General features: G+C 72.7%; 21 protein-coding genes. 10 read left to right on the top strand and 11 right to left on the bottom strand.

The window, feature by feature from the left end:
- Positions 1 to 77 precede the first annotated feature (77 nt).
- Positions 78 to 1,088, bottom strand: coding sequence for a nitroreductase (locus BFV98_RS10895; protein ID WP_071098830.1), 1,011 nt, complete (start codon positions 1,086 to 1,088; stop codon positions 78 to 80).
- A gap of 166 nt (positions 1,089 to 1,254) precedes the next feature.
- Here BFV98_RS10895 and BFV98_RS10890 point away from each other — a divergent pair, with 166 nt between their 5' ends.
- The gene (locus tag BFV98_RS10890) at positions 1,255 to 3,603 is read left to right on the top strand and encodes a heavy metal translocating P-type ATPase (protein ID WP_071096152.1); all 2,349 of its coding nucleotides are present in this window, start codon (positions 1,255 to 1,257) and stop codon (positions 3,601 to 3,603) included.
- Between the two features lies 1 nt (position 3,604).
- On the opposite strand, the gene BFV98_RS10885 is transcribed toward BFV98_RS10890, so the two are convergent.
- From BFV98_RS10885 to BFV98_RS10870, 4 genes are all read right to left on the bottom strand, one after another.
- The gene (locus BFV98_RS10885; RefSeq protein WP_013284888.1) at positions 3,605 to 4,471 is read right to left on the bottom strand and encodes a universal stress protein; all 867 of its coding nucleotides are present in this window, start codon (positions 4,469 to 4,471) and stop codon (positions 3,605 to 3,607) included.
- Positions 4,468 to 6,870 (bottom strand): phosphoketolase, encoded by a 2,403-nt coding sequence (locus BFV98_RS10880; RefSeq protein ID WP_071096150.1) that lies wholly within the window; start codon positions 6,868 to 6,870, stop codon positions 4,468 to 4,470. Before BFV98_RS10880 ends, BFV98_RS10885 begins: the two co-directional genes overlap by 4 nt.
- Before the next feature lie 127 nt (positions 6,871 to 6,997).
- On the bottom strand, positions 6,998 to 7,828 hold the full coding sequence (locus tag BFV98_RS10875; protein ID WP_013474567.1) for a universal stress protein: 831 nt from the start codon (positions 7,826 to 7,828) through the stop codon (positions 6,998 to 7,000).
- A gap of 83 nt (positions 7,829 to 7,911) precedes the next feature.
- A complete protein-coding gene (locus BFV98_RS10870) occupies positions 7,912 to 8,712 on the bottom strand; it encodes a PP2C family serine/threonine-protein phosphatase (protein ID WP_071096149.1) in 801 nt (266 codons plus the stop codon).
- Positions 8,713 to 8,810: 98 nt separating this feature from the next.
- Between BFV98_RS10870 and BFV98_RS10865 the strand changes: the two genes are divergently transcribed.
- The 6 genes from BFV98_RS10865 to BFV98_RS10840 all read left to right on the top strand — a co-directional run bounded on the left by BFV98_RS10865 (position 8,811) and on the right by BFV98_RS10840 (position 14,084).
- Positions 8,811 to 9,047, top strand: coding sequence for an HTH domain-containing protein (locus BFV98_RS10865; RefSeq protein ID WP_030275209.1), 237 nt, complete (start codon positions 8,811 to 8,813; stop codon positions 9,045 to 9,047).
- On the top strand, positions 9,047 to 9,622 hold the full coding sequence (locus BFV98_RS10860) for a Clp protease N-terminal domain-containing protein (protein WP_013474570.1): 576 nt from the start codon (positions 9,047 to 9,049) through the stop codon (positions 9,620 to 9,622). The genes BFV98_RS10865 and BFV98_RS10860 overlap by 1 nt, the downstream gene beginning before the upstream one ends.
- A 90-nt stretch (positions 9,623 to 9,712) precedes the next feature.
- Positions 9,713 to 10,720: a diacylglycerol kinase family protein gene (locus BFV98_RS10855; protein ID WP_071096148.1), complete on the top strand. Its 1,008-nt coding sequence runs from the start codon at positions 9,713 to 9,715 to the stop codon at positions 10,718 to 10,720.
- Complete coding sequence (locus BFV98_RS10850) at positions 10,713 to 11,714, top strand: YihY/virulence factor BrkB family protein (protein WP_013284895.1); 1,002 nt, start codon at positions 10,713 to 10,715, stop codon at positions 11,712 to 11,714. The genes BFV98_RS10855 and BFV98_RS10850 overlap by 8 nt, the downstream gene beginning before the upstream one ends.
- A 77-nt stretch (positions 11,715 to 11,791) precedes the next feature.
- Entirely contained in the window at positions 11,792 to 13,282 is a 1,491-nt protein-coding gene (locus BFV98_RS10845; RefSeq protein WP_013284896.1) for a phosphatase PAP2 family protein, read from the top strand.
- Between the two features lie 4 nt (positions 13,283 to 13,286).
- Entirely contained in the window at positions 13,287 to 14,084 is a 798-nt protein-coding gene (locus tag BFV98_RS10840; protein ID WP_047893575.1) for an endonuclease/exonuclease/phosphatase family protein, read from the top strand.
- Here BFV98_RS10840 and BFV98_RS10835 read toward each other — a convergent pair.
- Together BFV98_RS10835 and BFV98_RS10830 are read right to left on the bottom strand one after the other, a co-directional pair.
- Complete coding sequence (locus BFV98_RS10835; RefSeq protein ID WP_071096147.1) at positions 14,071 to 14,724, bottom strand: GAP family protein; 654 nt, start codon at positions 14,722 to 14,724, stop codon at positions 14,071 to 14,073. The two genes, BFV98_RS10840 and BFV98_RS10835, sit on opposite strands and share 14 nt — an antisense overlap.
- Before the next feature lie 200 nt (positions 14,725 to 14,924).
- Complete coding sequence (locus BFV98_RS10830) at positions 14,925 to 15,887, bottom strand: TIGR03557 family F420-dependent LLM class oxidoreductase (protein ID WP_013284900.1); 963 nt, start codon at positions 15,885 to 15,887, stop codon at positions 14,925 to 14,927.
- 307 nt (positions 15,888 to 16,194) lie between these two features.
- On the opposite strand from BFV98_RS10830, the gene BFV98_RS10825 reads away from it, so the two are divergent.
- The 3 genes from BFV98_RS10825 to BFV98_RS10815 all read left to right on the top strand — a co-directional run bounded on the left by BFV98_RS10825 (position 16,195) and on the right by BFV98_RS10815 (position 18,880).
- Entirely contained in the window at positions 16,195 to 17,583 is a 1,389-nt protein-coding gene (locus BFV98_RS10825; protein ID WP_071096145.1) for a cellulase family glycosylhydrolase, read from the top strand.
- Between the two features lie 145 nt (positions 17,584 to 17,728).
- Positions 17,729 to 18,295, top strand: coding sequence for a hypothetical protein (locus tag BFV98_RS10820; RefSeq protein WP_071096142.1), 567 nt, complete (start codon positions 17,729 to 17,731; stop codon positions 18,293 to 18,295).
- A 114-nt stretch (positions 18,296 to 18,409) separates the two neighbouring features.
- Positions 18,410 to 18,880, top strand: a complete 471-nt coding sequence (locus BFV98_RS10815) for a hypothetical protein (protein ID WP_071096140.1) — start codon at positions 18,410 to 18,412, stop codon at positions 18,878 to 18,880.
- Between the two features lie 128 nt (positions 18,881 to 19,008).
- Here the strand turns inward: BFV98_RS10815 and BFV98_RS10810 are convergent, their stop codons facing one another.
- Genes BFV98_RS10810 through BFV98_RS10795 form a run of 4 tightly spaced genes read right to left on the bottom strand, consistent with a single transcriptional unit; the run spans position 19,009 to position 24,443 of the window.
- On the bottom strand, positions 19,009 to 21,222 hold the full coding sequence (locus tag BFV98_RS10810) for an alpha-galactosidase (protein ID WP_071096138.1): 2,214 nt from the start codon (positions 21,220 to 21,222) through the stop codon (positions 19,009 to 19,011).
- Complete coding sequence (locus BFV98_RS10805; RefSeq protein WP_013284905.1) at positions 21,219 to 22,100, bottom strand: carbohydrate ABC transporter permease; 882 nt, start codon at positions 22,098 to 22,100, stop codon at positions 21,219 to 21,221. The genes BFV98_RS10810 and BFV98_RS10805 overlap by 4 nt, the downstream gene beginning before the upstream one ends.
- Entirely contained in the window at positions 22,097 to 23,053 is a 957-nt protein-coding gene (locus BFV98_RS10800; protein WP_071096136.1) for a carbohydrate ABC transporter permease, read from the bottom strand. Before BFV98_RS10800 ends, BFV98_RS10805 begins: the two co-directional genes overlap by 4 nt.
- A gap of 22 nt (positions 23,054 to 23,075) precedes the next feature.
- Positions 23,076 to 24,443 carry an ABC transporter substrate-binding protein gene (locus BFV98_RS10795; RefSeq protein ID WP_255368090.1) on the bottom strand — a complete coding sequence of 456 codons (1,368 nt, stop codon included), beginning with the start codon at positions 24,441 to 24,443 and terminating at the stop codon, positions 23,076 to 23,078.
- Between the last annotated feature and the right edge of the window lie 192 nt (positions 24,444 to 24,635).

Genomic DNA, 24,635 nt, shown 5'->3' with positions numbered 1-24,635 from the left:
AGGTGCTCGTGCCGGGACTGGGGTGCGGCGGCCACCCGGCGATGGTATCGCCCGGTGGCCGCCGTGATCGAGACCGGTCAGGCGAGACGGTCGCGGACCGCCGAGGTGTCGACTGTCTGCGCGACGTCCAGCCGGGGCGTGTGCGGCGGGCCGGCGTGCGTCGGGTCGGCCAGGCCGAGCCGCATGCTGATGTACGGGAACCCCAGGCCGGAGAGCATCTGCCGCAGCACCTCGCGGGTGCTCTCGACCTCCACCACACCGGACAGCGGCACCAGCGACACCCCGTGCCGGGTGGCGGTGAGCCAGGCGGCGGAGAGCGCCTCGCCGGCGCGCAGCCAGCTCATCGTCTCGTCGTCGGAGCCCCACAGGATCCCGTAGACGGCGGCCTTGTCGTGGCCGGGTCCGATCGGCAGCGAGCCGGCGCGGCCGAAGTCGCGGGCCGGAACGGTCGTCTGCGGGGCCTGGTCGGGCAGCACCTCCGGCGGCAGCCCGGTGCCGGTGCCGGCCCGGCTGATCCAGTACGCCAGTTCCTCGCGCAGGTCCGGGCTGTCGGCCTCGACGGCGGCGGCCTGCTGGGCGGCGCTGGCGAGCTGGATCTTCTGGGTGTCGTCGAGCAGTTGCAGGTTCACCCCCTCCAGCGTGGCGGCCCGGTCGATGTCGTTCAGCGCGGCGGTGGGGATCGGCTCGTCGCTGACCGGCCGCCGGTCGGTGTGCCGCACCTGCATGCACTGCACGACGCGCATGGCGTCGGGGTCGGCGCCGGTGTGCTTGAGGCTGGTGAGCCGGGCCAGCAGGTCGGGTTCCTTCGGGTCGGGCAGCCGTTCCACCACCGGGGTCCAGCCCTCGGCGGCCAGCGCCACCCGGGCGTGGTGCAGCGCGGCGCCGCAGCTCACCACCAGCAGGTGCCCTTCCGGGTCCATGGCGCTGAGGTGCCGTTCGCGGACCACCCGCAGCTCCAGCGCGTCGGGCAGGACCGTCCAGTGCCACGGCTGCGTGTTGTGCACCGAGGGGGCGTGGCCGGCCATTCCGGCGGCCTCCGCGAGCGCGGTGGTCAACGGGCGATCGCCGGCCGGCGTCTCGTGGCTCATCGTCACGACCTTTCCTGTTTTCCCCATCGTGCCCCACGCCCGGGACGCCCGGGTGGGGATGCCGCTCCATCCTCGGGCATGCCCGGCCGCCCCCGCAGGGGTCCTTCGCCCCCGGATTACCCGGGTCGCCCCGCCCGCCCCACGTCCGGGCTGAGACGATCCACACGTGGGAACCGAACCACGCGAGTGCGTACCCGAGCAGCCGGCCCGCGCCCGGCGGTGGGCCTGGGCCGAGTGGGCGCCGCTGGTGCTGCTCACAGTGGCAGTGCTGGCCGGCGCGGCGCTGTGGTTCGCCGGCGCGCACGACGCCGCCCGGCTGGTCTGGGCGGCGGTCACGGTGGTGGCCCTGGTGCCGGCGGCCTGGACGACGCTGCGCCAGCTGTGGCTGCGGCAGTTCGGGGTGGACGTCATCGCGGTGCTGGCGCTGCTCGGCGCGCTGCTGGTGCGGGAGTTCCTGGCCGGTGCGGTGATCGCGGTGATGGTGGCCACCGGGCGGGCGCTGGAGGAGTACGCCCAGCGCCGCGCCACCCGTGACCTGCGGGCGCTGCTGGAACGCGCGCCCCGGCAGGCGCGCCGGCGCACCCCGGACGGCGGGATCGAGGTGGTGCCGCTGGACCGCGTCGCGGTGGGGGACCGGTTGGTGGTCGGACCGGGCGACGTGGTGCCTGTGGACGGCGTGGTCGAGGAGTCGGCGACGCTGGACGAGTCGGTGGTCACCGGCGAGTCGCAGCTGGTCACCCGCGCGGCCGGGGAGGAGGTGGCCAGCGGCGTCGTCAACGCGGGCGCCGGCTTCGGGCTGCGGGCGCGCCGCAACGCGGCGGAGAGCACCTACGCCGGCATCGTCCGCCTGGCCGGCGAGGCCACCGCCCGCAAGGCCCCGATGGTACGGCTGGCCGACCGGTACGCCGCCGCGTTCGTGCCGTTCACGCTGGTGCTGGCCGGGCTGGCGTGGCTGCTGTCCGGCGAGTTCACCAGGGCGGTGGCGGTGCTGGTGGTGGCCACCCCGTGCCCGCTGCTGCTGGCGACCCCGATCGCCGTGGTCTCAGGGCTGTCCCGGGTGGCCCGGCGCGGCGTCCTGGTCCGCGACGGCGGGTCGCTGGAACAGCTCGGCCGCGCCCGTACCCTCCTGCTCGACAAGACCGGCACGCTCACCGCCGGGCGGCCCCGGGCGGCCGAGGTGGTGGTGGCGCCGGGAGGCGACCGCGACGAGGTGCTGCGGCTGGCCGCCTCGGTCGAGCAGCTCTCCCCGCACGTGCTGGCCGCCGCGCTGGTGCGGCAGGCCCGCGAGCGGGGGCTGCCGCTGGCCGAGCCGACGCAGGTCACCGAGGAGCCGGGGCACGGGGTGAGCGGCCGCGTCGACGGGCGGATGGTGCACGTCGGTCAGCTCGCCGGGGAACCGCCGGAGTGGGCGGGCCGGCTCGGTGAGCGCGCCGAACGGGCCGGGCGTTCCGCGGTCTGGGTCAGCGACGACCACGGGCCGCTCGGTGCGATCCTGCTGGAGGACCCGGTCCGCCCGGACGCCCGCCGGACCGTGCGGCGGCTGCGCGAGGCGGGCCTGGAGCGCCTGGTCATGGTGACCGGCGACCGTCCGGGCACGGCCCGGCAGGTGGCGCAGGTCGTGGGCGTGGACGACGTGATCGCGCGGTGCTCGCCGCAGGAGAAGGCCGATCGGGTACGCCAGGAGTCGGCGCGCGCGGTGACTGTGATGGTCGGCGACGGTGTGAACGACGCGCCCGCGCTGGCCGAGGCGCACGTGGGCGTGGCGATGGGCGCGACCGGGGCGACCGCCTCGGCGGACGTGGCCGACGCGGTGCTCACCGTGGACCGGCTGGACCGGCTCGCCGACGCCGTCGAGATCGCCCGGTACGCCCGCCGCATCGCGGTGCAGAGCGCCACCGTCGGGATGGGGCTGGCGGTGCTGGCGATGCTGGTGGCCGCGGCGGGCCGGCTGCCCCCGGTGGCCGGCGCGTTCCTCCAGGAGGGCATCGACGTCCTGGTGATCCTCAACGCGTTGCGCGCGCTCGGCGGCGGCCTGCGGCGGCGGGACCTGCCGGCGCACACCCGCGAGCTGCTCGACCGGTACGCGGGCGAGCACGGCGGCGTCCGCGACGTGCTGGCCCGGCTGCGGGACACCGCCGACATGGTGGCGACCCGCCCGGACGATCCGGCGTGCCTGCCGGCGCTGCGGGAGGTGCACCGGCGCCTGGTCGACGAGGTGCTGCCGCACGAGGCGGCCGAGGACCGGCAGCTCTACCCGGCGCTGGCCGGGCCGCTCGGCAGCGACGAGGCGACCTCCACGATGAGCCGGGCGCACGTGGAGATCGTGCGGCTGGTGGAGCGGATCGGCGGGCACCTCACGGCGCAGCCGGACGGCCGGCTGCGCCGTGACGAGGTGCCCGATCTGCTGGCCGCGCTCTACGGCCTGGACGCGGTGCTGCGCCTGCATCTGGCCCAGGAGGAGGAGGACTACTTCTCGCTCAACCCGGAGGAGGGCTCCACCGCGCCCGGCCGCTGAGTCAGCGCTCGCGTACCACAGCCACGGGGCAGTGCGAGTGCTGGATGAGTTGCTGGCTGACCGAGCCGAGCAGCATGCCGCGCAGGCCGCCCCGGCCCCGGCTGCCGACCACCACGAGTTGCGCCGACCGGCTCGCCTCCACCAGCAGCGCGGACGCGCTGCCGGGGACCGCCTCGATCTCGACCGGCACGTCGGGGAAGCTCTCCCGCCACGGCGCCAGCTCCGCCTCGGCGGCGGCCCGTTCGCTCGCGGCGACCTGCTCCGGGTCGAAGTCCGGCGGCACCCACCGGTCGCCCGGCGGCTCCCAGGCCCGCAGCACCCGCAGCGGCACGTCCCGCTGCGCGGCCCGCTCGACGGCGAAGCCGAGCGCCCGCAGCGCCGACTCCGAGCCGTCCGAGCCGACCACCACCGGCCCGGACGTGGCGGCCTGGCCGTCGCGGACCACCACCACCGGGCAGTGGGCGTGCGCGGCGACCGAGACCGCCGTGGAACCGGCGAGCAGCCCGCCGAAGCCGCCGTGGCCCCGGCTGCCGAGCACCAGCATCCCGGCGTCGGCGGACCGCTCCTGGAGCACCAGCGCGGGCGGGCCGTCGAACACCTCGCCGTGCACGGTCAGGCCCGGCCGCTCGGCGGCGGCGTCCGCCGCCGCCTTGCGGACCAGTTCGTCGACCTGCTGCCGGGCGGCCTCGTCCGGCCACACCCCCGGCGCCACGCCGGGACCGATCCAGCCGGTCACTGTCAGCCACTCGAAGACGTACGCCAGGCGTACCGGCCGACCCGACCGGCCCGCCTCGTCCAGCGCCCAGTTCAGGGCGACCGCCGCGTCGGCGGACCCGTCGTAGCCGACCAGGATCTCCTCGCCGCTCATTCCCCACTCCTCACGGCCGGGTCGTTCTCGCGGATCCAGCGCCACTCGGCGACCCGGGGGTCGTCCTCGCCGTAGCGGCGGGTGTAGTCGCGGCAGGCCTGGCGGGCGTCCACCATGTCCTGGCGCAGGTGCGCGGCGCGCGACCGCAGCCCCGGCACCCGGTCGATCACGTCGATGACCAGGTGGAAGCGGTCCAGGTCGTTGAGCATCACCATGTCGAACGGCGTCGTGGTGGTGCCCTCCTCCTTGTAGCCGCGCACGTGCAGGTTCTCGTGGTTGGTCCGGCGGTAGGTGAGCCGGTGGATCAGCCACGGGTACCCGTGGTACGCGAAGATCACCGGCTTGTCGCGGGTGAAGATGGTGTCGAACTCGTTGTCCGGCAGGCCGTGCGGGTGCTCCGACGGCGGTTGCAGGCGCATCAGGTCGACCACGTTGACGACCCGCACCTTCAGGTCCGGCAGGTGCCGGCGCAGCAGGTCGACGGCGGCGAGCGTCTCCAGCGTCGGCACGTCACCGGCGCAGGCGAGCACCACGTCCGGCTCGGTGCCGTCGTCGCTGCTGGCCCAGTCCCAGATGCCCAGGCCGCGGCGGCAGTGCTGGATCGCCTCGTCCATGGTCAGCCAGTTCGGCGCGGGCTGCTTGCCGGCCACCACCACGTTGATGTACTGCCGGCTGCGCAGGCAGTGATCCATCGTGGACAGCAGCGTGTTGCCGTCCGGCGGCAGGTAGACCCGGACCACCTCGGCCTTCTTGTTCACCACGTGGTCGATGAAGCCCGGATCCTGGTGCGAGAAGCCGTTGTGGTCCTGGCGCCACACGTGGCTGGACAGCAGGTAGTTCAGCGACGCCACCGGCTCCCGCCAGGGGATGTTCCGGGTCACCTTCAGCCACTTGGCGTGCTGGTTGACCATCGAGTCGACGATGTGGATGAACGCCTCGTAGCTGGTGAAGATGCCGTGCCGGCCGGTCAGCAGGTAGCCCTCCAGCCAGCCCTGGCACAGGTGCTCGGAGAGCACCTCCATCACCCGGCCGTCGGGGGAGAGGTGGTCGTCGCCGGGCACCTCGGCGCCCACGAACGCGCGGTCGGTCACCTCGAACGCCGCGCCGAGCCGGTTCGAGGCCACCTCGTCCGGGCCGAAAAGGCGGAACGTCTCCGGGTTGCGGGCGATCACGTCCCGGACCCAGGGCCCGAGCACACCCGTCGCGCCGGCCATCGGCTCACCCGGCGTCGGTACGTCGACCGCGTAGTCGCGGAAGTCCGGCAGCTCCAGGTTGCGCAGCAGCCTGCCGCCGTTGGCGACCGGGTTGGCGCTCATCCGGTGGTCACCTGTGGGCGGCAGGTCGGCCACCTCGGCGACCGGGCCGCCGGTGGCGTCGAACAGCTCCTCCGGCCGGTAGCTGCGCAGCCAGCGCTCCAGCTCGGCCAGGTGCTCAGGGTTGTCCCGCACCTCGGAGATCGGCACCTGGTGGGCGCGGAACGTGCCCTCGACCTGCTTGCCGTCGACCCGGGACGGCCCGGTCCAGCCCTTCGGCGTCCGCAGGACGATCATCGGCCAGCGGGGACGCTCGACGTGCTCGCCGGAGCGGGCCCGGCGCTGGATCGCGGTGATCTCGTCGACCGCCCGGTCGAGCGTGGCGGCCAGCAGCTGGTGCACCGTCGCCGGGTCGTCGCCCTCGACCACGTACGGCTCGTAGCCGAAGCCGCGCATCATGTCCCGCAGGTCCTCGCGGGGGATCCGGTCCAGCACCGTCGGGTTGGCGATCTTGTAGCCGTTGAGGTGCAGGATCGGCAGCACCGCGCCGTCGCGGGCCGGGTTGAGGAACACGTTCGACAGCCAGCTTCCGGCCAGCGGGCCGGTCTCCGCCTCGCCGTCGCCGATCACGCAGGCCACCAGCAGGTCCGGGTTGTCGAACGCGGCGCCGTACGCGTGGCTCAGCGCGTACCCCAGCTCGCCGCCCTCGTGGATCGAACCCGGCACCTCCGGCGCCACGTGGCTCGGGATGCCGCCCGGGAAGGAGAACTGCCGGAACAGCCGCTGCATGCCGGTCTCGTCCCGGGGGATGTGGTGGTACAGCTCGCTGTAGGTGCCCTCCAGCCAGGTGTTCGCCACCAGCGCCGGGCCGCCGTGGCCGGGGCCGGTGACGAAGATGGCGGACAGGTCCCGGTTCACGATGACCCGGTTGAGGTGCGTGTAGAGCAGGTTGAGCCCGGGGCTGGTGCCCCAGTGGCCCAGCAGGCGCGGCTTGACGTGCTCGGGCTTGAGCGGTTCGCGCAGCAGCGGATTGTCGAGCAGATAGATCTGGCCGACGGTCAGGTAGTTCGCCGCGCGCCAGTAGGCGTCCAGCCGGCGCAACTCGTCTTCGGTCAGGGGGCTGTGCAGGTTCACCGCGGTGTCCATGCTGCCTTAGCCTCTCGTGGCTCGGGGTCGGCTGCCACTCGGGGACCACATTTTCTTCCCCGGCGCGTCCAGCCTCGTCCCATCGGGGGTCGCCGGTCAGGGCCGTAGGTCCCGCCTCGCGCGGGCGTCATGACCCGTCCCCGGCGTCCGCGGGGATGCCCCGTACGACGATCAGCGGGGCCGGCGAGTGGTAGAGCAGGGACTGGCTGACCGCGCCCAGAGTGGACCCTACCGGCCCGTCTCCCCAGGCGGCCACCACCGCGAGCTGCGCGGCGCGGGACCGGTCGAGCAGGACGGACCTCGGCTCACCGTGGACGGTCTCGCAGCCGGCGGTGACCCGGGGATACCGCCGGGCCTGCCGGGTGACCGCCTCCTCCAGCCGCCCGTCGTCGCGGTCGCCGGACTCCGGCTCGATCACCCGGACGGCGAGCAGACGGGCGCCGCGGTGCTGCGCGCAGTCGAAGGCGTACGCGAGGGCGGCCTGCGAGCTGGGCGATCCGTCGAAGCCGACGAGCAGCGGCCCGGGCGGCGCCGGCTGGGTGCGCCCGACCAGCACCGGGCAACCCGCCCGGGCGGCCACGTCCACTGCCGGCGTGTCGGCCGGCACGCGGTCCGGGTGGGCGGACATGCCCCCGTCACCGAGCGCGATCATGAATGCGGTGTCGGCGACCCGCAGCAGCGCCTCGACCGGCGAGCCCTCGACGATCCGGCCGCTGACGGGCACCTCCGGCGCGCACTCGGCGACGACCTGTCCGGCGTGCTCCAGCACGTTCTCCGCGTCCGTGCGCGTGCCGCCGGCCGGGGCCGGGCCGGGCGTCGCGGCCCAGTTGAACGCGTGCAGCAGGTGCAGCGGCCGGTCGTGGGCGGCGGCCTCGGCGGCGGCCGTGCGGACCACCGTCAGATCGGCCTCGGACCGGCTGACTCCGACCACCACCGCGCCGTGGCTGGGTGCGGCCACCCCGGCTCACCTCCCGACCCCTGCTTTTCACCCACCGTAGTCGTGGGACCGGGTGCGCCGGAGCGGGTCGGCGGAACTGGCGGTCAGCGCGGGGCGGGCAGCGCCGGGTGGACGCGCAGCACGACGGCTGTGGCGTTGTCCTCGCCGCCCTCGTCTAGGCTCGCGGCGAGCAGGGCCTCGGCGGTGCGCGCCGGGTCGCGCCGCGCGGAGAGCAGGTCGCGCAGCCGGTGGTAGCCGAGCTGGTCGCTGATCCCGTCGGTGCACAGCAGCCAGGTGTCGCCCCGGCGCAGCGGCACGGCGAGCAGGTCCGGCTCGGGCCGGTCCGGGTGGCCGACGTAGCGCAGCAGCTGGTAGCGCGCCCGCGCCGCCTCCGGCGAGTCGGCCGGCCACCAGCCGTGCAGCAGGCCGAGCCAGGCCATGGTGTGGTCGACGGTGACCAGCTCCAGCAGACCGTCGCGCAGCCGGTACGCCCGCGAGTCGCCGAGTTGCACCAGCCAGCCCTGCTCGCCGTCCGGCTCGACCACGAGCGCGGTGAGCGTGCACCCGGTCAGGCCGGACTGCGCGGCGCCGGCCTGGCGTACCCGCCGTTGGGTCTCGGCCACGGCGGCCCGCAGCGCGGCGGCGCCGACGGCGGGCCAGCCGGCGCGGACCCGCGCGGTGAACGTCCGGGCCGCTGTCGTGCCCGCGACCCGGCTGCCCTCGCCGTCGCCCATCCCGTCGCAGACCACCGCGAGCGGCAGCTCGGGGTCGACGTGCAGCACGTCGTAGTTCTCCGGGTAGCGGTGCCCGACCACGCTGCCGCCGGCGATCTCCAGGGTGAGGCGGCCGGCGGTGAGCCGGCGCGCGGACTCGACCGGCCGGTCCAGCGGGCGGCGGCGGAACACCAGCGGACGGTAACACCGGGACGGGCCGGACAGCGGCAGGCCGGGTCGCCTGTCAACCAGGGTTGACGCGAGGGGTGTTGTCAACCTACATTGACAGCATGAGTCAAGCGACGGAACTCGCGGCGGCGGCCGGCAGCACCGACCCCAAGGTCGGCCTGCGCGCGGTGCTCGCCCTGCGCCGGCTGCTCGAACGGCTCGAGGTGATCCAGGTCGACAACGCCCGGCGGCAGGGCTGGTCGTGGCAGGAGATCGCCGACGCCCTCGAGGTCAGCCGGCAGGCGGTCCACAAGAAGCACGCCGGGCGGCCGGCGGTGCGCGAGAGCTGGGAGGCGTGATGTTCGAACGATTCACCGACCGGGCCCGTGCCGTGGTGCACCACGCGCTCGACGAGGCCCGCGCCGAGGGGCGGCGGCCGGTCGGCACCGAGCACCTGCTGCTGGGCGTGCTCGCCGACCGCGACAGCCTGGCGGTACGGCTGCTCGCGGCCGGCGGCGTCGACGCCGAGGTTCTGCGCGCCGCGGTGGCCCGCCACACCGCCCAGGGCGTGGACGGTCTCGGCGCCGCGGACGCCGCGGCGCTGCGCGAGATCGGCATCGACCTCGCCGCGATAGTGGCCCGGATCGAGGAGTCCTTCGGCCCCGACGCGCTGCGCGAGGCGACCCCGCGCCCGCGCCGGTGGTGGCGTCGCGGGTCGCACCACGGCACGTTCTCGCCCCGCGCCAAGAAGGTGCTGGAGCTGTCGCTGCGCGAGGCGCTGCGGCTGCGCCACCGGCACATCGGCACCGAACACATCCTGCTCGGCCTGCTGCGCGAGGGCGGCGGCCCGGCCGCCGTGGTGCTCACCGAGGCCGGGGTGGACATCGACGACCTGCGGCGGCGCGTCGACGCGGCGCTGCGCGAGGCGGCCTGAGGCCACCCGGTTTTCAAACCTGTTTGCGGTTCTCGCAACGTCCCGCTCCGCCGGGTCGCCGTCACGCCCCGTGTCCTGCACACTGACGCCGTGGACGGTGCAGACGACAAGCGCCCGGTGAACGCGGAGAACCGCACCCCGCGCTCGGCAGTGGTGGTCAACCCGGTGAAGGTGGCCGACCTGGACGAGTTCCGCCGCACCGTGGACGGCGCGCTCGCCGCCGCCGGGTGGCCGGCCCCGACCTGGTACGAGACGACGGTCGAGGACCCGGGCCGCGGGCAGGCGGAACAGGCCGTGAAGGCGGGCGCGGAGGTCGTCTTCGCCTGCGGCGGCGACGGCACGGTGATGGCGTGCGTGACCGCGCTGGCCGGCACCGACGTGGCGCTGGCCGTACTGCCCCAGGGCACCGGCAACCTGCTGGCCGCCAACCTCGGCCTCTCGAACGACCTGGCCGCCGGGCTGGAGGTCGCCGTCGAGCGCGGGATGCGCCGCCTCGACGTCGGCGTGGTCGGCGACAAGTGCTTCGCGGTGATGGCCGGAATGGGCTTCGACGCCCAGATGCTCGACTCCACCTCGGAGACCACGAAGAAGCGGATCGGCTGGCCAGCGTACGTGGTGGGCGCCGCCCGCCACCTGCGCGACCGGCCGATGCGGGTCTCGGTGCGCATCGACGGAAAGCCGCCGCTGCGCCGCCGGGCCCGCTCGGTCCTGGTCGCCAACGTCGGGCGTCTCCAGGGCGGGGTACGCCTGCTCACCGAGGCCGAACCGGACGACGGCTGGCTCGACGTGGCGGTGCTGACGCCGCGTACGCTGCGCCACTGGCTCGCCATGGGCTGGGCGGTGCTGCGCCGCCGCGACCGGGTGCCGGGGATGGAGGTGTTCCGGGCCCGCTCGGTCGAGATCACCAGCACCCGGGCACAGCCCCGGCAGCTCGACGGCGACCTGATCGAGCCGGGCCGCTCGCTGAAGGCCACCATCCGCCCCGAGTCGCTCTGGCTCTGCGTACCGCGGCCCGAGGAGCACCCCGACCTGGCAGAGGACGCCGACGCGGTCGGCGAGCGCGGTGAGCACCTGGTCGAGGAGGCCCGCCGTGAGTAGCACGAAGCTGGTCCCCGAGACCCGGCTGATGACCGAGGACCAGCTGTCCGCCGACGACGCCTGGCACACACTGCGCCGGCACGGCGGCTGGTGCCTGCTGCGGGACGCGTTCATCCGGTTCCGCTACGGCGACGGGTTCAGCCACTCGCGAGCGCTGGCGTTGCAGCTCTGCCTGGCCGTGGTGCCGTTCCTGATCGCGCTCACCGGCCTGATCACCGACCTGGGCGTGGACGAGGGCGGCAAGGTCGTCGCCGACACGGTGCTGGCCATCACGCCCGGCCAGAGCGAAGCCATGGTGCAGGACCTGCTCACCGACAGCGAGCGCACCGAGGACGCCGGCGAGCTGGCACTGACCCTCGGTCTGCTCACCGGGCTGGTCGCGCTGACCACCACGATGGCGCAGATCGAGCGGGGCGCCAACCGGATCTACGGCGTCGAGCGGGACCGCCCGGCGCTGGCGAAGTACCTGCGCGCCGCGGTCCTCGCGGTGGTCGCCGGCGTACCCGCGCTTGCGGGCTTCCTGATCCTGGTCGGCGGCCGGGCGATGGGCGAGTCGGTACGGCGGCACTACGAGTGGGGCGACGTCGCCATGGCCGGATGGGACGTGATCCGCTGGCCGCTGAGCCTCGGCCTCACCGTGCTGGCCGTCGCGGTGCTGTTCCGGCACGCCCCGCGACGCCGCCAGCCCGGCCTGTCCTGGCTCTTCTTCGGCGCGTCCATCGCCATCGCGATCTGGTGGCTGGCCAGCCTGCTGCTCGCCGCCTACGTGAAGTACAGCGGCGGATTCGGCCAGACCTACGGCGCGCTGACCGGCATGATGGCCCTGTTGCTCTGGGCCAACCTCACCGGGATCGCGCTGTTCGGCGGGCTGGCGTTCGCCGCGCAGCTCGAAGCGATGCGCATCGGGGTGGAGGAGCCCGCTCAGCCGGACCTGTGGGAGCCGGAGGCGCAGCGGGCGGAGCTGTTCGACACCGGTGAGATGACCTCGCTCTGACGCCACGCCGGTCCGGCGTGTACGGAACACGCCGATCGGGTACAGCGCGCCTCGCAGAAGAACGAGGGAGGTGCGGTGTGACCGCGGTCAAGGAAGCCGGGAGCCGGCCGCTCAGCCATTTCGCGGAGCGGAGCCTCGCGGGTCTGCTCGCCGTGGCCGGCGCGGGAGTCGGGTTCGGCGTGCTGCTCATGCTGGTCCGGTTCCGGTGGAGCCCGCTCTACCACGCCGACCACGAGACGGCCGAGTGGTTCAACAACCTCGTGGCCCCGCACGGCCCGCTGGTCACAGTGCTCCAGGCGATCACCGACCTGGGCGGGCGGCCGGTGCTGATCTGGCTGGTCACCATCGCGGTGGTGGGCCTGCTGATCCGCCGCCAGTCCCGGCTGGCGGTCTACCTGATCGTCACCGGCGCCGGCGGGCTGATCCTCGACCCGTCGCTCAAGGCGCTGGTCGGGCGGCTGCGCCCGGTGGTGGACGTGCCGATCGCCAGCGCACCGGGCAACAGCTTCCCCAGTGGTCACGCGCTCGGCTCGTTCGTCGCGTACGGGGCGCTGCTGCTGGTGTTCCTGCCGGCCATGTCGCCGCGCTGGCGCAAGCCCGCCATCGGCATCGCCGCCCTGCTGATCTTCCTGGTCGGACTGACCCGGATCGCGCTGGGCGTGCACTTCGTGTCGGACGTGATCGGCGGCTGGCTGCTCGGCGCGGCCTGGCTGGGCGTCACCGCGTACGCCTTCCGGCTGTGGCGGCGCGAGCGCGGCCGGCCGGTGCCGCCGCTGCGCGAGGGCCTGGAGCCGGAGGCGGGCGAGGACCTGGCGCTCGCGCCGGACGAGGAGAAGGTGCTGGAGCACCCGCGCTCGGCGATCGCCGAGCTGCTGGTCGGCTGGGTGCTCGTCTTCGGGGTGCTCTACGCGTTCGGCATGTTCGTCAGCTACCACGCCAAGGGCACGTTCTTCGACACGCTCGACACCGAGGTGCCGCGCTGGTTCGCCGAGCGGCACACCGACGCGCTCACGGAGCTGAGCTGGTGGTGGAGCAAGTTCGGCGACACCCACGCGATCCTGCTGGTGTCGCTGGTGTTCTGCCCGATCGTGCTGGCCGTGTGGCGGCGGTGGCGGCCGGTGCTGTACGTGGTGCTGGCGATGTTCGGCGAGCTGAGCCTGTTCCTGGCCAGCGCCCGGGTGGTGGACCGCCCCCGTCCGCCGGTGGAGAACCTGGACGGGCAGATGCCCACCTCGTCGTTCCCCTCCGGGCACATCGCGGCGACCATCTGCCTCTGGGTGGCCATGGCGGTCATCGTGTTCCCGCGTACCGACAGGTGGTGGCGGTGGCTGTTCGTGGGCCTGGCGGTGCTGATGCCGGTCGGCGTGGCCACCTCCCGGATGTACCGGGGCATGCACCACCCGACCGACTTCATGGGCGCGATCCTGCTCGGCGCGCTCTGGCTGTCGTTGCTGTACTGGGTGATCCGCCCCAACGCCGACGTGTACGAGGGCAACCGGCCGGCGATCGAGTCCGAACAGGTCGACGAGCTGGACGACGAGCTGGCCAAGGCCGCGCGGCCGGACTGAGCCGATGCTGCGGGTGATGACCTGGAACATCCGGACCGGCGGGCGGGACGGCGACGGCACCGACCGCCGGGACCGGATCGTCTCGGTCGTCACCGCTCAGCGCCCCGACGTGCTGGCCCTGCAGGAACTGCGCGGCATGGACGCCACGCTGGGCGGCCTGGCCGGGCGGCTCGGGATGACGCCGTACCTGGCCCGGTCCTGTTTCGGCCAGCCGGTGGCGGTGCTGGTCCGCCCGCCGCTGCGGGTGCTGCGCGCCGGCCGGGTCCGCCGCCCGTTCCACCACGCCGCCGCCCGGGTGCAGGTCGCCACCGGCGCGGGACCGCTCACCGTGTTCAGCACGCACCTGAACCCCTACTCGGGCGGGCGGCGGCGGATGGAGGCGGACTGGCTGGCCGCCGCGCTCCGGCGCACCGGGGGAGCGCTGGCCCTGCTCGCCGGGGACCTGAACACGCTGGAGCCCACAGCCGACCACACCGCCCGGCTGGCCGGGCTGGCCACGCCGTACCGGCGGCGGCACCTGCGCCGCGACGGCCGTACCGTGGACACCCGCGCGGTGGCCCGGCTGCTCGACGCCGGTCTGGTCGATCTGTGGCCGCGGTCCGGCGGCGACGAACCCGGCGGCCTGACCGTGCCGACCCGGCACGGCGGTGCCGAGTTCGCCGGGATGCGGCTGGACTACCTGCTCGCCACTCCGGCGCTGGCCGACCGGGTACGAGCGGTGCGGGTGGTCCGCGACGGTGACGCCGACTCGGCCTCGGACCACTATCCGGTGCTGGCCGAGGTGGACCTCACGGCCGGCTGAACGACCCCGCCAGGTCGGCCACCACGAAGGCCGCGAAGATCAGGATGACCGTCTCGCTGACCAGCCAGGAGTGCCTGTCGGTCCAGGAGCGGAAGGCGGGCAGCAGACGCTCCGCGCGCTCGCCGGACAGCAGCAGCGTGAGCAGCGGCAGGGCCAGCAGCAGCACGGTGAGCGCGACGAACGGCAGGAGATGCCACCACGGGCGGCCGTGCCCGGCCATGCTTCCCGCGACCGACGCCATGACCAGCTCGTCGCTCGGTACGGCGACGGCGAGCACCAGCCCCAGACCGAAGGCGTACGCGGGCCGGGGGTCCTGCAACCGGCGCAGCCACCCGGACGGCCGGTCGCGCCGCCGCCTGCGGAACGTGACCACCATGAGGACTGCCAGCAGGCCCAGCACGATCCAGTCGATGAGCCGCCGGCTGCCGCCTGCCCCGATGCCGTGCACGGCGGTGTGCCGCACCACCCGGAACGCCGCGTACCAGAGCGTCAGCGGCCCGAGGACGCCGACCGCCACACCGCTCAGGAAGGCCGCCGAGCTGCGCCGCGGGTGGCGGCCGGAGGCGAGGACGACGGCGCTGACGAGCTTCGACCCGGCGACCATCTCCAGCGCCAGCGGCAGCGCGGTCAGCAGGGGCATGCCCCATTCTGGTGTCGCCGTCGCGCGCGCCGGGCCGGGTTCTACAGGACCAGGTTGAGCAGCACTGTGAGCACCACCGAGGCGACGATCGAGAAGAGGATCATCAGCAGGCAGCCGAGCCCGCCCCCGGCGGGCCGGATCTCGGTGTTCCCGATACGCATGGCGTCAACTCCTCAGCGGGGGAGGTAGCGGTGCGGCGGTCACAGCTCGCGCAGCCGGGGCAGCAGTTCCTCCTGGGCCCAGTCGAGGAACATCGGCTGGGTGTCGCCGCCCACCTGGACCAGCGCGACGTGGGTGAAGCCGGCGTCGACGAACTTCTTGAACGCCTCGACGTGCCGGTCGGTGTCCGGGCCGCAGGAGATGCCCTCGGCCACGTCCTCCTCCCGGACGAACCGGGTGGCCGCCTCGAACGACTCCGGGCCGGGCAGGTCGGCGTTGACCTTCCAGCCCAGACCGAACCAGCGGAACTGGTCGTGCACGATCTTGCGGCACTCGTCCTCGTCCGGGCCGTAGCAGATGGCGACCTGCCCGTAGCGGGGGCGGCCCGCGCCGCCCGCCTCCTCGTACATGTCGATCAGGTGGGACAGCGGGTCGGTGGCGATCATGGCGTCGGCGTACTCGGCGGCCAGCGTGGCCGACTGCCGCCCGGACGCGGCCACCGCCATCGGCACCGGCCGCTCCGGCCGGTCCCAGACGTACGCGTCGGGCACGTCGAAGTGGTTGCCGGAGAACGTCAGCGTCTCGCCGTTGAGCAGTGGCCGGATGATCTGCAGCGCCTCCTCGAACATCTCGTGCCGCTGCTGCACGTGCGGCCACCCGCCCACCACGTGCTCGTTGAGGTTCTCCCCGGCGCCGAGACCGAGCGTGAAACGTCCGTCCGAGAGCACCCCGATGGTGCTGGCCTTCTGCGCCACCACCGCCGGGTGGTACCGCCGGATCGGGCAGGTCACGAACGACATCAGCTCGGCCCGGCTGGTGGCGTGGGCGACCGCGCCGAGCACCGACCAGGCGTACGGGGAGTGGCCCTGGGACTCCAGCCAGGGGTAGTAGTGGTCGGACATGACCAGATGGTCGAAGCCGGCGGCCTCGGCGCGTACGGCGTGGTCGACCAGTTGTTTCGGGCCGGCCTGCTCGCACATGAGGGTGTAACCGACGTTGACCATGGCACGTCTCCTTCCCGGGGCGGATCGTCCCCGGATACCCCGCCCGGCGCGGGTCAACCCTGCTGTCCGCTTCCCCGGTTGACGTGCCCCGGCTTCTTAACCGGTTCAGTCGAATTGCCGCGGTCGCACCTCGCCGCCTCCCGGCTTGCCCCGCTTAACCGGTTGCCTAATGCCTTCCATCGCCCTACGCTGATGCCTGCGTCCGTTCGGGAACCGGGCGGCGACTACCGGGCTCAGTCGCCACCACCTCGTCACCGTCACCGCACCCCCGCTCGGGCACGGGGGAGACCTTCCCCTGAGGACAGCCATGAAGAAACTGCTCTCCGTCGCGGGCGCCGCCCTGCTGACGGCCCTCGCCGCCGTCTTCGCCCTCGGGCAGCCGGCCCACGCCGCCACCGGGTTCTCCGTCTCCAACGGGCGGCTCTACGACGCCAACGGCGTCGAGTTCGTGATGCGCGGGGTCAACCACGCGCACACCTGGTACCCGCAGCAGACCAGCTCCTTCGCCAACATCAAGGCGCTCGGCGCGAACACCGTCCGGGTCGTCCTGTCCAGCGGCGACCGCTGGACGAAGAACAGCGCCGCCGACGTGGCGAACGTGATCTCGCTGTGCAAGGCCAACCGGATGATCTGCGTGCTGGAGGTGCACGACACCACCGGGTACGGCGAGGACGGTGCCGCCACCACGCTGGCGAAGGCCACCGACTACTGGCTGAGCATCGCCGACGTGCTCAAGGGCCAGGAGAAGTACGTCATCGTCAACATCGGCAACGAGCCGTTCGGCAACCAGGGCTACAGCGCCTGGACCACCGACACGTCGAACGCGATCAAGCGGCTGCGCGCCGCCGGCCTGACCCACACGATCATGGTGGACGCGCCGAACTGGGGCCAGGACTGGACGTTCACTATGCGCGACAACGCCGGCACCGTGTTCGCCGCCGACCCGCAGCGCAACACCGTCTTCTCCATCCACATGTACGGCGTGTTCGACACCGCCGCCGAGATCAGCGACTACCTGGGCCGGTTCCGTACCGCCGGGCTGCCGATCGTGGTCGGCGAGTTCGGCTTCAACCACTCCGACGGCAACCCGGACGAGGACGCCATCATGGCGTACGCCCAGGCCAACGGCATCGGCTACCTCGGCTGGTCGTGGAGCGGCAACGGCGGCGGCGTGGAGTACCTGGACATGACCACCGCGTTCAACCCGGCCCAGCTCACCAGCTGGGGTCAGCGGATCTTCAACGGTGCCAACGGCATCGCCGCCACGTCCCGCGAGGCGTCGGTGTACGCCGGCAGCACCCCGACCGCCAGCCCCACCGGCAGCCCGACCACCAGCCCGACGCCGACGAGCAGCCCCAGCCCGACCCCGCCGCCGACCACCACGCCCCCGCCGTCCGGTGGCTGCACCGCCACCTACACCGTCGCGAACTCGTGGCAGGGCGGCTTCCAGGGCGAGGTCAAGGTGACCGCCGGAGCCGCCGCGATCACCGGCTGGACGGTCCGCTGGACGTTCGCCAACGGCCAGTCCGTCACCCAGGCGTGGAACGCGAGCGTCAGCAACAGCGGGTCGGCGTACACCGCCCGCAACGTCGACTACAACGGTCGCCTCGGCGCCGGCGCGAGCACCAGCTTCGGCTTCATCGGCAGCTGGCAGGGCACGAACTCCACCCCCGCCGTAACCTGCACCGCGAGCTGATCACCGGTGGCCGGGCCCGCGCGGGCCCGGCCACCGCTCTCCGACATAGTGATCAAGGGGTTTGTGCCGCGTCCGGGCGCGGGTACAGACGCCACGCCCTTGATCGCGGGTCGAGGCGCGAGCGCGAGGGACCGGAGGGGACGCCATGAGCACGGGGACCAGGGGACGACCGTCGGGGCTGGTGATCGGCTCGCTCGTGGCCATCTCGTTCGGCACCGTGTTCGTGCTGGTCAACAGCGGTGGCCTGCCCGCGCCCTGGCCGCTCGTGGTGCGCGTCGCCGGCCTGCTGGTGGCCGCGCTGCTCCTGGTCACGCTGTTCCAGGTGGCCGGCCGGGAGACGCCCGCCCCGCAGCGGGAGGCCGCCGGGTTCATGGACCGCCGCTACTGGCTGGTGGTGGCTCTGGAGGCGGTCGCGCTCCTCGGTGGCCTGTCCGTGATCAACAACGTGCTGGACCGCCCCGCCGTGGCCGTCGCCTGGGTGGCGGTGGTCGTCGGCGTGCACTTCTTCGGCCTCGCCCACGTCTGGCGGATGCCGCTCTACCACTGGCTGGGCGCCGTGATGACAGCGCTCGGCCTGGCCGGGTTCCTCGCCCACGCGCTCGGCGCGGGCGCCGGCACCGTCGGCCTGATCTCCGGCGTGGGTTGCGGCGCGGCCCTGTTCGCCGCAGTGGCCCTGGCCCTGCGGGACACCGTCCGTCGCGCCGCCGCCTGAGGACGGCCGGACCGCTGATCGCCGTCGGGAGGAACGCGGCCGGAAATTGGTGACTCAGGGTGTTGCGCTCTCCGCTTAGCGTGAGGAGGGTCGTACTCCTTGAAGGGCGGGGACATGTGGGAAACGATTCTGGGCTTCGTCAGTCTGATGCTGGTCGCGGTGTCGTTGTGCTTCTCCGCCGTGCAGACGCGGGAGGTGGCGAAACAGAGCCGCATCAACAACGGCATCGGCTCGGCCACCGCGCTGATGGAAGTGAACAATTTGTCTCGCGCCTGGCACGACCGCCTGTTGGAGAATCCGCCGCTTCGCGCATACTTCTTCGACCGGAAGCCCTCCGCGCCGACCGACACCGACCGGCCCGTCGTGATCACCCTCGCGGAGCTACTCGCGGACGTGCTGGAGTGCGAGCTGCAGGTGGCCGGGCTGCTGCCCGACTTCCGATTCGCCCACTCCTGGCACCGGTGGCCCGCGCACATGTGGAGCAGAGCCCCGTCCTGGCCGAGGTGGTGGAGAGCCACCCCGACTGGTGGCCCACGCTCCACGAGCTGTGGCGCTCGACCGGCGAGTCCGGCCCGGCCACCGTGACCCATCCATTGGCCGGTGGGGTTGCGGCCACCTCGACTCGCGTCCCGCGGCGGCGCCGGTGACCCACGAACGTCCCGGGCGCGTAGGCTCCCGCGGTTGAACGGGCCGGTCACCGCTGCCGGCGCCTCTCAGCCGACGACGGTGACCTCCAGGAGGAGGGCCTGTTCGGGGTGCAGGGCGGGGAGCTGAACGCCGACCGTGCCCAGCACCGAACCGCTCACCGTGATGCCGTCGCCCGGCCAGGCCAGCCAGCCCGGCGGGGACAGCTCCAGCAGGGCCGGTTCCGGTACTCCGGCGGGCGGGCAGATCCGGTAGCGCCGCTGCGGGTCCAGCCCCGGCAGCCGCACCGCGCCCGGCACCTGCGCCGCGGAGGTGGCGACCCGGCTGACCGCGTACACCGCATGGTTGCGGTCGTGGGCGACCACGCCGTGGGCCTGCACGGCCGGGTCCGGGTGGTCGGCCCGGACCACCCGGCCGGTGTGCAGCAGCGGGCGCAGCCGCTTGTGCAGCGCCACCCAGGCGGCGAGTTCCGCCCGTTCGCCGGCGTCGATCGCGGTGATGTCCCACTCGATGCCGTGGTGGCCGAACAGCGCGGTGACCGCGCGGAAGCTCAGGTCGTGCACGCGGTGCGTGGTGTGCGAGCGCTCCGGGCCGATGTGCGTGCCGATCAGTTCCGGCGGCAGCAGCAGGCCGGTCCAGCGCTGGATGGACAGCCGTTCCAGCGCGTCGTTGCAGTCGCTGGCCCAGACCCGGTCGGTGCGGCGCAGGATCTCCAGGTCGACGCGCGCGCCGCCGGAGGAGCAGCTCTCGATCTCGACGTCCGGGTGCCGGGCGCGCAGCTCGTCCAGCAACCGGTAGACCGCGAGGGTCTGCGCGTGCACCCCGGGCCGCCCGGCGTGCCCGGCCTCGGTGAGGTCGCGGTTGTGGTCCCACTTCAGGTACGCGAGCCCGTCGTGCTCGCTCAGCACCGCGTCGAGCCGTTCGAGCAGGTACGCGTATGCGTCCGGGTGGGCCAGGTCGAGCACCTGCTGGTGCCGCCACGGCGGCGGCAGCCGGCCCGGCGCCTGGAGCACCCAGTCGGGGTAGGCGCGGAACAGGTCGGAGTCGGGGTTGACCATCTCCGGTTCCACCCAGAGCCCGAACTGCATGCCGTGCCCGCGTACGTGGTCGATCAGCGGCTGCAACCCGTCCGGCCAGACCTCGCCGTCGACCCACCAGTCGCCGAGCCCGGCCTGGTCGTGCCGCCGGCCACGGAACCAGCCGTCGTCCAGCACAAAGCGTTCCACACCGACCTCGGCGGCCCGGTCGGCCAGCGTCCGCAGCCGGTCCAGGTCGTGGTCGAAGTAGACCGCCTCCCACACGTTAAGCGTCACCGGCCGCGGCGTGCGGGGGTGCGACGGGCGGGTCCGCAGGTGGGTGTGCAGCGCGTCGCTGAGCCCGTCCAGCCCGTCGGCCGAGTGCGCCGCGTAGAGCAGGGGAGTGGCGTACTCCTCGCCCGGCCCGAGCACGATCTCGCCGGGTGCGAGCAGCTCACCGCCGCCGAGCGTGGACTCACCTGTGGGGCGGCGCTCGGCGGCGGTGACGTGGTCGCCGCTCCACGCGGTGTGCACCGCCCACACCTCGCCGTGCCGGAAACCGAACCCGGCGGTGCCCGCGACCAGCAACAACGTGGCGTCGTGGCCGGTGCGGCCGTGCCGCCCCTCGCGTACCCAGGCGCCCATCGGCCACGGGTGCCGCTGCGGCGCGCGTTCCCGGCACCAGCGGCCGGTCAGGTCGAGCAGTTCGGTGGCGACCGCCGGCACCGGCAGCACCGGCGTCAGCTCCCGCACCTCGTACCGGCCGTCGCCGTCGTTGCGCAGCCGGTGCCGCAGCGTCAGCACGCCCGCCGCGTCCAGCGTGATCTCGACGGTCAGGCTCAGCCCCGCGCCCGGATCCGCCGCCCGCACCTCCACCCGCCCGGAGGAAAGGAAGGGCCCCTTGTTAACGCCTGGTGCATGTAAAGGGGCCCCTCCTAACAGGGCGGGCGACGGTGCCGCGGGCTCGTCGTACACGTCGAGGCCGGTGAGGCGGAACGCCGTCGACCAGTCCCGGCCGTCGCGGTGACCGGCGAGACCGGGACGTCCGCTCCACCCGGCGCTCGCCTCGGGCAGCAGCGACAGCACAGTGGGCGTGTCGAAGCTGCTCGGCACCACCGGCGGCACCGTGGCGTCGACGACCGCGGGCAGGTCCTCGTCGGGCAGCGGGCCGAGGTCGGCGCCCCAGTGCACGACCCGGGGCAGCCCCGGGCCGCGTGCGTCGAGCACCAGGCTGGTCCGCGCGCGGCGCAGGTGGACGATCGTCATCCCTTGGAGGCTCCCAGCGTCAGACCCCGGACGAACTGCTTCTGCAGCAGGAAGAAGATCACCAGGGTGGGGATCGCGACCAGCACCGAGCCGGCCGAGACCAGGTTGTTGTCGGTGAAGAACTCGCCGCGAAGGTTGTTCAGCGAACTGGTGACCGGGAACTTGTCGCCGGTACGCATGAGCACAGTGGCCCAGAAGAACTCGTTGTAGATCCAGGTGACTTCGAGCGTCGCGAGGGCGGCGAGCGCCGGGCGGCACAGCGGCATCGTGACCTGCCAGTACTGCCGCCACACGTTCGCCCCGTCGACCATCGCGGCCTCGTACAGCTCGTGCGGCAGCGCCTTCATGTAGTTGCTGAGCACGAACACGCAGAAGCCGCACTGGAACGCGACGTTGACCAGGATCAGCCCCCAGTAGCTGTCGTACAGCAGCTCCGAGTCGCTCATCCAGGCCGGCAGCGGGATCTCGGTGAACATCCGGAACAGCGGGATGAGCAGCGCCTGCTGCGGCAGCAGGTTCGCCGCGGTGAACAGGCCGAGCAGCGCGATGTTGAGCTTCCAGCTGAACCGGGCGATCACGAACGCCACGCAGGAGGCGAGGAACAGCGTGAGCAGCACCGCCGGGACGGTGATGTACGCCGAGTTGAGGAAGTGCTTGCCGAACTCGGCGGTACGCCAGGCGGTGACGTAGTTGTCGACCGTCCAGCCGCCGAGCGACACGTAGCCGTTGGCGGCTGTGTACTCGTAGGAGCGGAACGAGGTGAGCACCGCCCAGAGGATGGGGAACAGCCAGCCCACGGCGACCGTACCCAGGAACAGGTGCAGGACGACCCGGGCGGGCCGCACGGGGCGGCGGCGGCCGGCGGAGACGGCGGTCATCGCTTGTCCTCCCGCATCACGGTCCAGAGGTAGATGGTGATGAAGACCAGCGAGACGGCCAGCATGATGGTCGCCAGCGCGGAGCCGAAGCCGATCCGGCTGGCCTCGCCCACCACGTTCTGAGTGACCAGCGCGGAGATCAGTTCCAGCCCGTTGCGGCCCTTGTTGATGACCCAGACCAGGTCGAACGCGCGCAGCGACTCGATCACCGTCACCACCAGCACGATGATGTTGATCGGGCGCAGCACCGGGAAGACGACCCGGAAGAACGTGCTGGTCTCCGAGGAGCCGTCCACCGCGGCGGCCTCGCGCAGCGACGGGTCGACGCCCTTGAGGCCGGCCAGGTAGAGCAGCATGATGTAGCCGACGTGCCGCCAGCCGGCCGCCACCAGTACGGCCCAGATGTTGACGTCCGGGTCGCCGTACCAGTCGGTCTCGCCGCCGAACACGCCGTTGAGCAGCCCCTGGTCGCGGCTGTAGATGAGCTGCCAGACGAAGCCGATGAGCGCCAGCGACAGCACCACAGGCAGGTAGAGCGCGGTCTGGTAGAAGCGGCTGCCGCGAATCTCCTTGTCGAGCAGCACGGCGAGGAACATGCCGAACGGGGTGGCCACCACGAACAGCGCGGCCAGCCAGAGCAGGTTGTTCTGCACGGCGGGGACGAATGGCGGGTAGATGTTCACCACGTCGTCGTAGTTCTTGGCCCCGACCCACTCGATCTCGGAGATCGGGCCGATGCCGTCCCAGTTCGTGCCGGAGAGCAGCACCGTCGCCACCGCGGGCAGCCAGACCAGCCCGGTGACGAGCAACAGGGGTACCAGCACCATCAGCGTGATGACCACGCGGTCGGTGCGGGACAGGAGCCGTAGCCGGCGACCGCGACCACCGTTCGTGGTGGTCGCGGCCGGCGGCGGCACGGCGCGATCCGCTTGGATCAGGGGCAGGTCGGACATGATGTCCTTCCCCCTTCCGCCGTCAGCTGGTGAAGATCGACTTCTTCTGGTTCTCGATGCTGGTGAGCAGCCCGCCGATGTCCTTCGGGTCCTTGATGAACTGCTGCAACGCCGGGATCATCACGGTGGAGGCGAAGTCCGGCCGGGTGTCCCGGTCGAGGAACTGGGCGATCTCGGTGGCGGAGCCGACCAGCTCGGCGGCCTTCTTCTGCAGCGCGGTGTAGGCACCGGTTTCCGCGCCGCTGTTGGCGACAAGCGTGCTCGGGTCGTTCTTGACGGTGATGTCCGCCGCCTCCTTCGAGCCGAGGTACGTCAGCAGCTTCTGCGCCGCGTCCTTGGACTTCGGCTTGCGGGCCATCATGTAGCCGTCGATCGGGGCGTCCAGCGCCTTCGCGCCGATCGTGGAGTCGATCTCGGGGAACGTGAAGAAGTCCAGGTCCTCCAGGTCGGCGCCGCTGAACTGCTGGCCGACGAACAGGCCGAGCAGGTACATGCCGCTCTTCTTCTGCTGCAGCGACTGCGCGGCCTCCTGCCAGGTGCGGCCGAGCGAGTCCGGCTGGTGCAGGGGGAGCAGCCCGGCCCAGGTGTCGAAGACCTTCTTCACCTTGTCGGAGGTCCACGCCTCCTTGCCGGCCATCAGGTCGATGTGGAACTGGTAGCCGTTGATCCGCAGGTTGAGGATGTCGAACGTGCCCATCGCCGGCCAGCCGTCCTTGTCGGCGAACGCGATCGGGTTCAGGCCGTCCTTCTTCATCTGCGCGCCGAGTGTGTTCAGGTCGTCCAGCGTCTTCGGCACCTCGTAGCCGCGCTGCTGCCACACCGACTTGCGGTAGAAGACGGCCCACGGGTAGTACGACGCCGGTACGAAGTACTGCTTGCCGTCGTCGCCTGTGGACGCCTTCTTGAACGCGTCGGAGTAGCCGTCGAGCTTGCCCCACACGTCGCTGAGGTCACCGGCCAGGCCCTTGGCGGCGAAGAAGCGCATCCGGTAGCCGGCGAACCAGGTGAACACGTCGTCCGGCTTGCCCTGCAGGTAGTTGTTGATGTTCTCCTGGAACGTGTTGTGGTCGACCGTGTTGATGTTGACCGTCACGCCGGAGGACGTCTTGAAGCCGTCCATCACCTTGGCGACGACGTCCTTGGGCTTCGGGTCGGACTGGTTCGAGCCGAGGGAGACGCTCTTGGCGTCGCCGCCGGACCCGGAGTCGGAGTCGCCGCAGCCGGCGAGCAGACCGGTGCCGAGCAGCGCCCCCGCGCCGGCCGCGCCGGCGAGCAGCGAGCGCCGGTTCAGGCCGGCGACTGACGGGGGTACGAGCCGGGCGAGGTATTCGGCTTGCGAGCGGGGACGGGACATGGTGCCTCCTGCGTGGAAGAGGTGCGCTGCGCTCATGGACCGTGATCGTTGGCGGTGAGCGGTGTTCGTGTCGGCCGCAGCAGATCCACCGAGAATCCACACGTCCGAACACAAACAGCCGGTGGCGCTTGAAGCTACCCCTTGGCGCGGCGCTGTCAAGAGGGCAAAAAGACGACGCTGTCGGCGGTACGGCAGGGCAAAGAGTCGGTAAACGTTGGAACTTCAGTC

This window comes from Micromonospora sp. WMMB235, from assembly GCF_001855515.1.
Lineage (GTDB): Bacteria > Actinomycetota > Actinomycetes > Mycobacteriales > Micromonosporaceae > Micromonospora > Micromonospora aurantiaca.
The sequence above is the reverse complement of the archived record's forward strand: the minus strand, read 5'-3'. Positions and strand labels throughout refer to the sequence as shown.

Bases quoted from the DNA above. Each gene is read 5' to 3' on its own strand.
- BFV98_RS10895 (WP_071098830.1), bottom strand. From the start codon at position 1,088: ATGAGCCACGAGACGCCGGCCGGCGATCGCCCGTTGACCACCGCGCTC.
- BFV98_RS10810 (WP_071096138.1), bottom strand. From the start codon at position 21,222: ATGACGATCGTCCACCTGCGCCGCGCGCGGACCAGCCTGGTGCTCGAC.
- BFV98_RS10885 (WP_013284888.1), bottom strand. From the start codon at position 4,471: ATGAGCGGCGAGGAGATCCTGGTCGGCTACGACGGGTCCGCCGACGCG.
- BFV98_RS10840 (WP_047893575.1), top strand. From the start codon at position 13,287: ATGCTGCGGGTGATGACCTGGAACATCCGGACCGGCGGGCGGGACGGC.
- BFV98_RS10830 (WP_013284900.1), bottom strand. From the start codon at position 15,887: ATGGTCAACGTCGGTTACACCCTCATGTGCGAGCAGGCCGGCCCGAAA.
- BFV98_RS10795 (WP_255368090.1), bottom strand. From the start codon at position 24,443: ATGAGCGCAGCGCACCTCTTCCACGCAGGAGGCACCATGTCCCGTCCC.
- BFV98_RS10880 (WP_071096150.1), bottom strand. From the start codon at position 6,870: ATGGACACCGCGGTGAACCTGCACAGCCCCCTGACCGAAGACGAGTTG.
- BFV98_RS10835 (WP_071096147.1), bottom strand. From the start codon at position 14,724: ATGCCCCTGCTGACCGCGCTGCCGCTGGCGCTGGAGATGGTCGCCGGG.
- BFV98_RS10860 (WP_013474570.1), top strand. From the start codon at position 9,047: ATGTTCGAACGATTCACCGACCGGGCCCGTGCCGTGGTGCACCACGCG.
- BFV98_RS10805 (WP_013284905.1), bottom strand. From the start codon at position 22,100: ATGACCGCCGTCTCCGCCGGCCGCCGCCGCCCCGTGCGGCCCGCCCGG.
- BFV98_RS10825 (WP_071096145.1), top strand. From the start codon at position 16,195: ATGAAGAAACTGCTCTCCGTCGCGGGCGCCGCCCTGCTGACGGCCCTC.
- BFV98_RS10865 (WP_030275209.1), top strand. From the start codon at position 8,811: ATGAGTCAAGCGACGGAACTCGCGGCGGCGGCCGGCAGCACCGACCCC.
- BFV98_RS10820 (WP_071096142.1), top strand. From the start codon at position 17,729: ATGAGCACGGGGACCAGGGGACGACCGTCGGGGCTGGTGATCGGCTCG.
- BFV98_RS10800 (WP_071096136.1), bottom strand. From the start codon at position 23,053: ATGTCCGACCTGCCCCTGATCCAAGCGGATCGCGCCGTGCCGCCGCCG.
- BFV98_RS10815 (WP_071096140.1), top strand. From the start codon at position 18,410: ATGTGGGAAACGATTCTGGGCTTCGTCAGTCTGATGCTGGTCGCGGTG.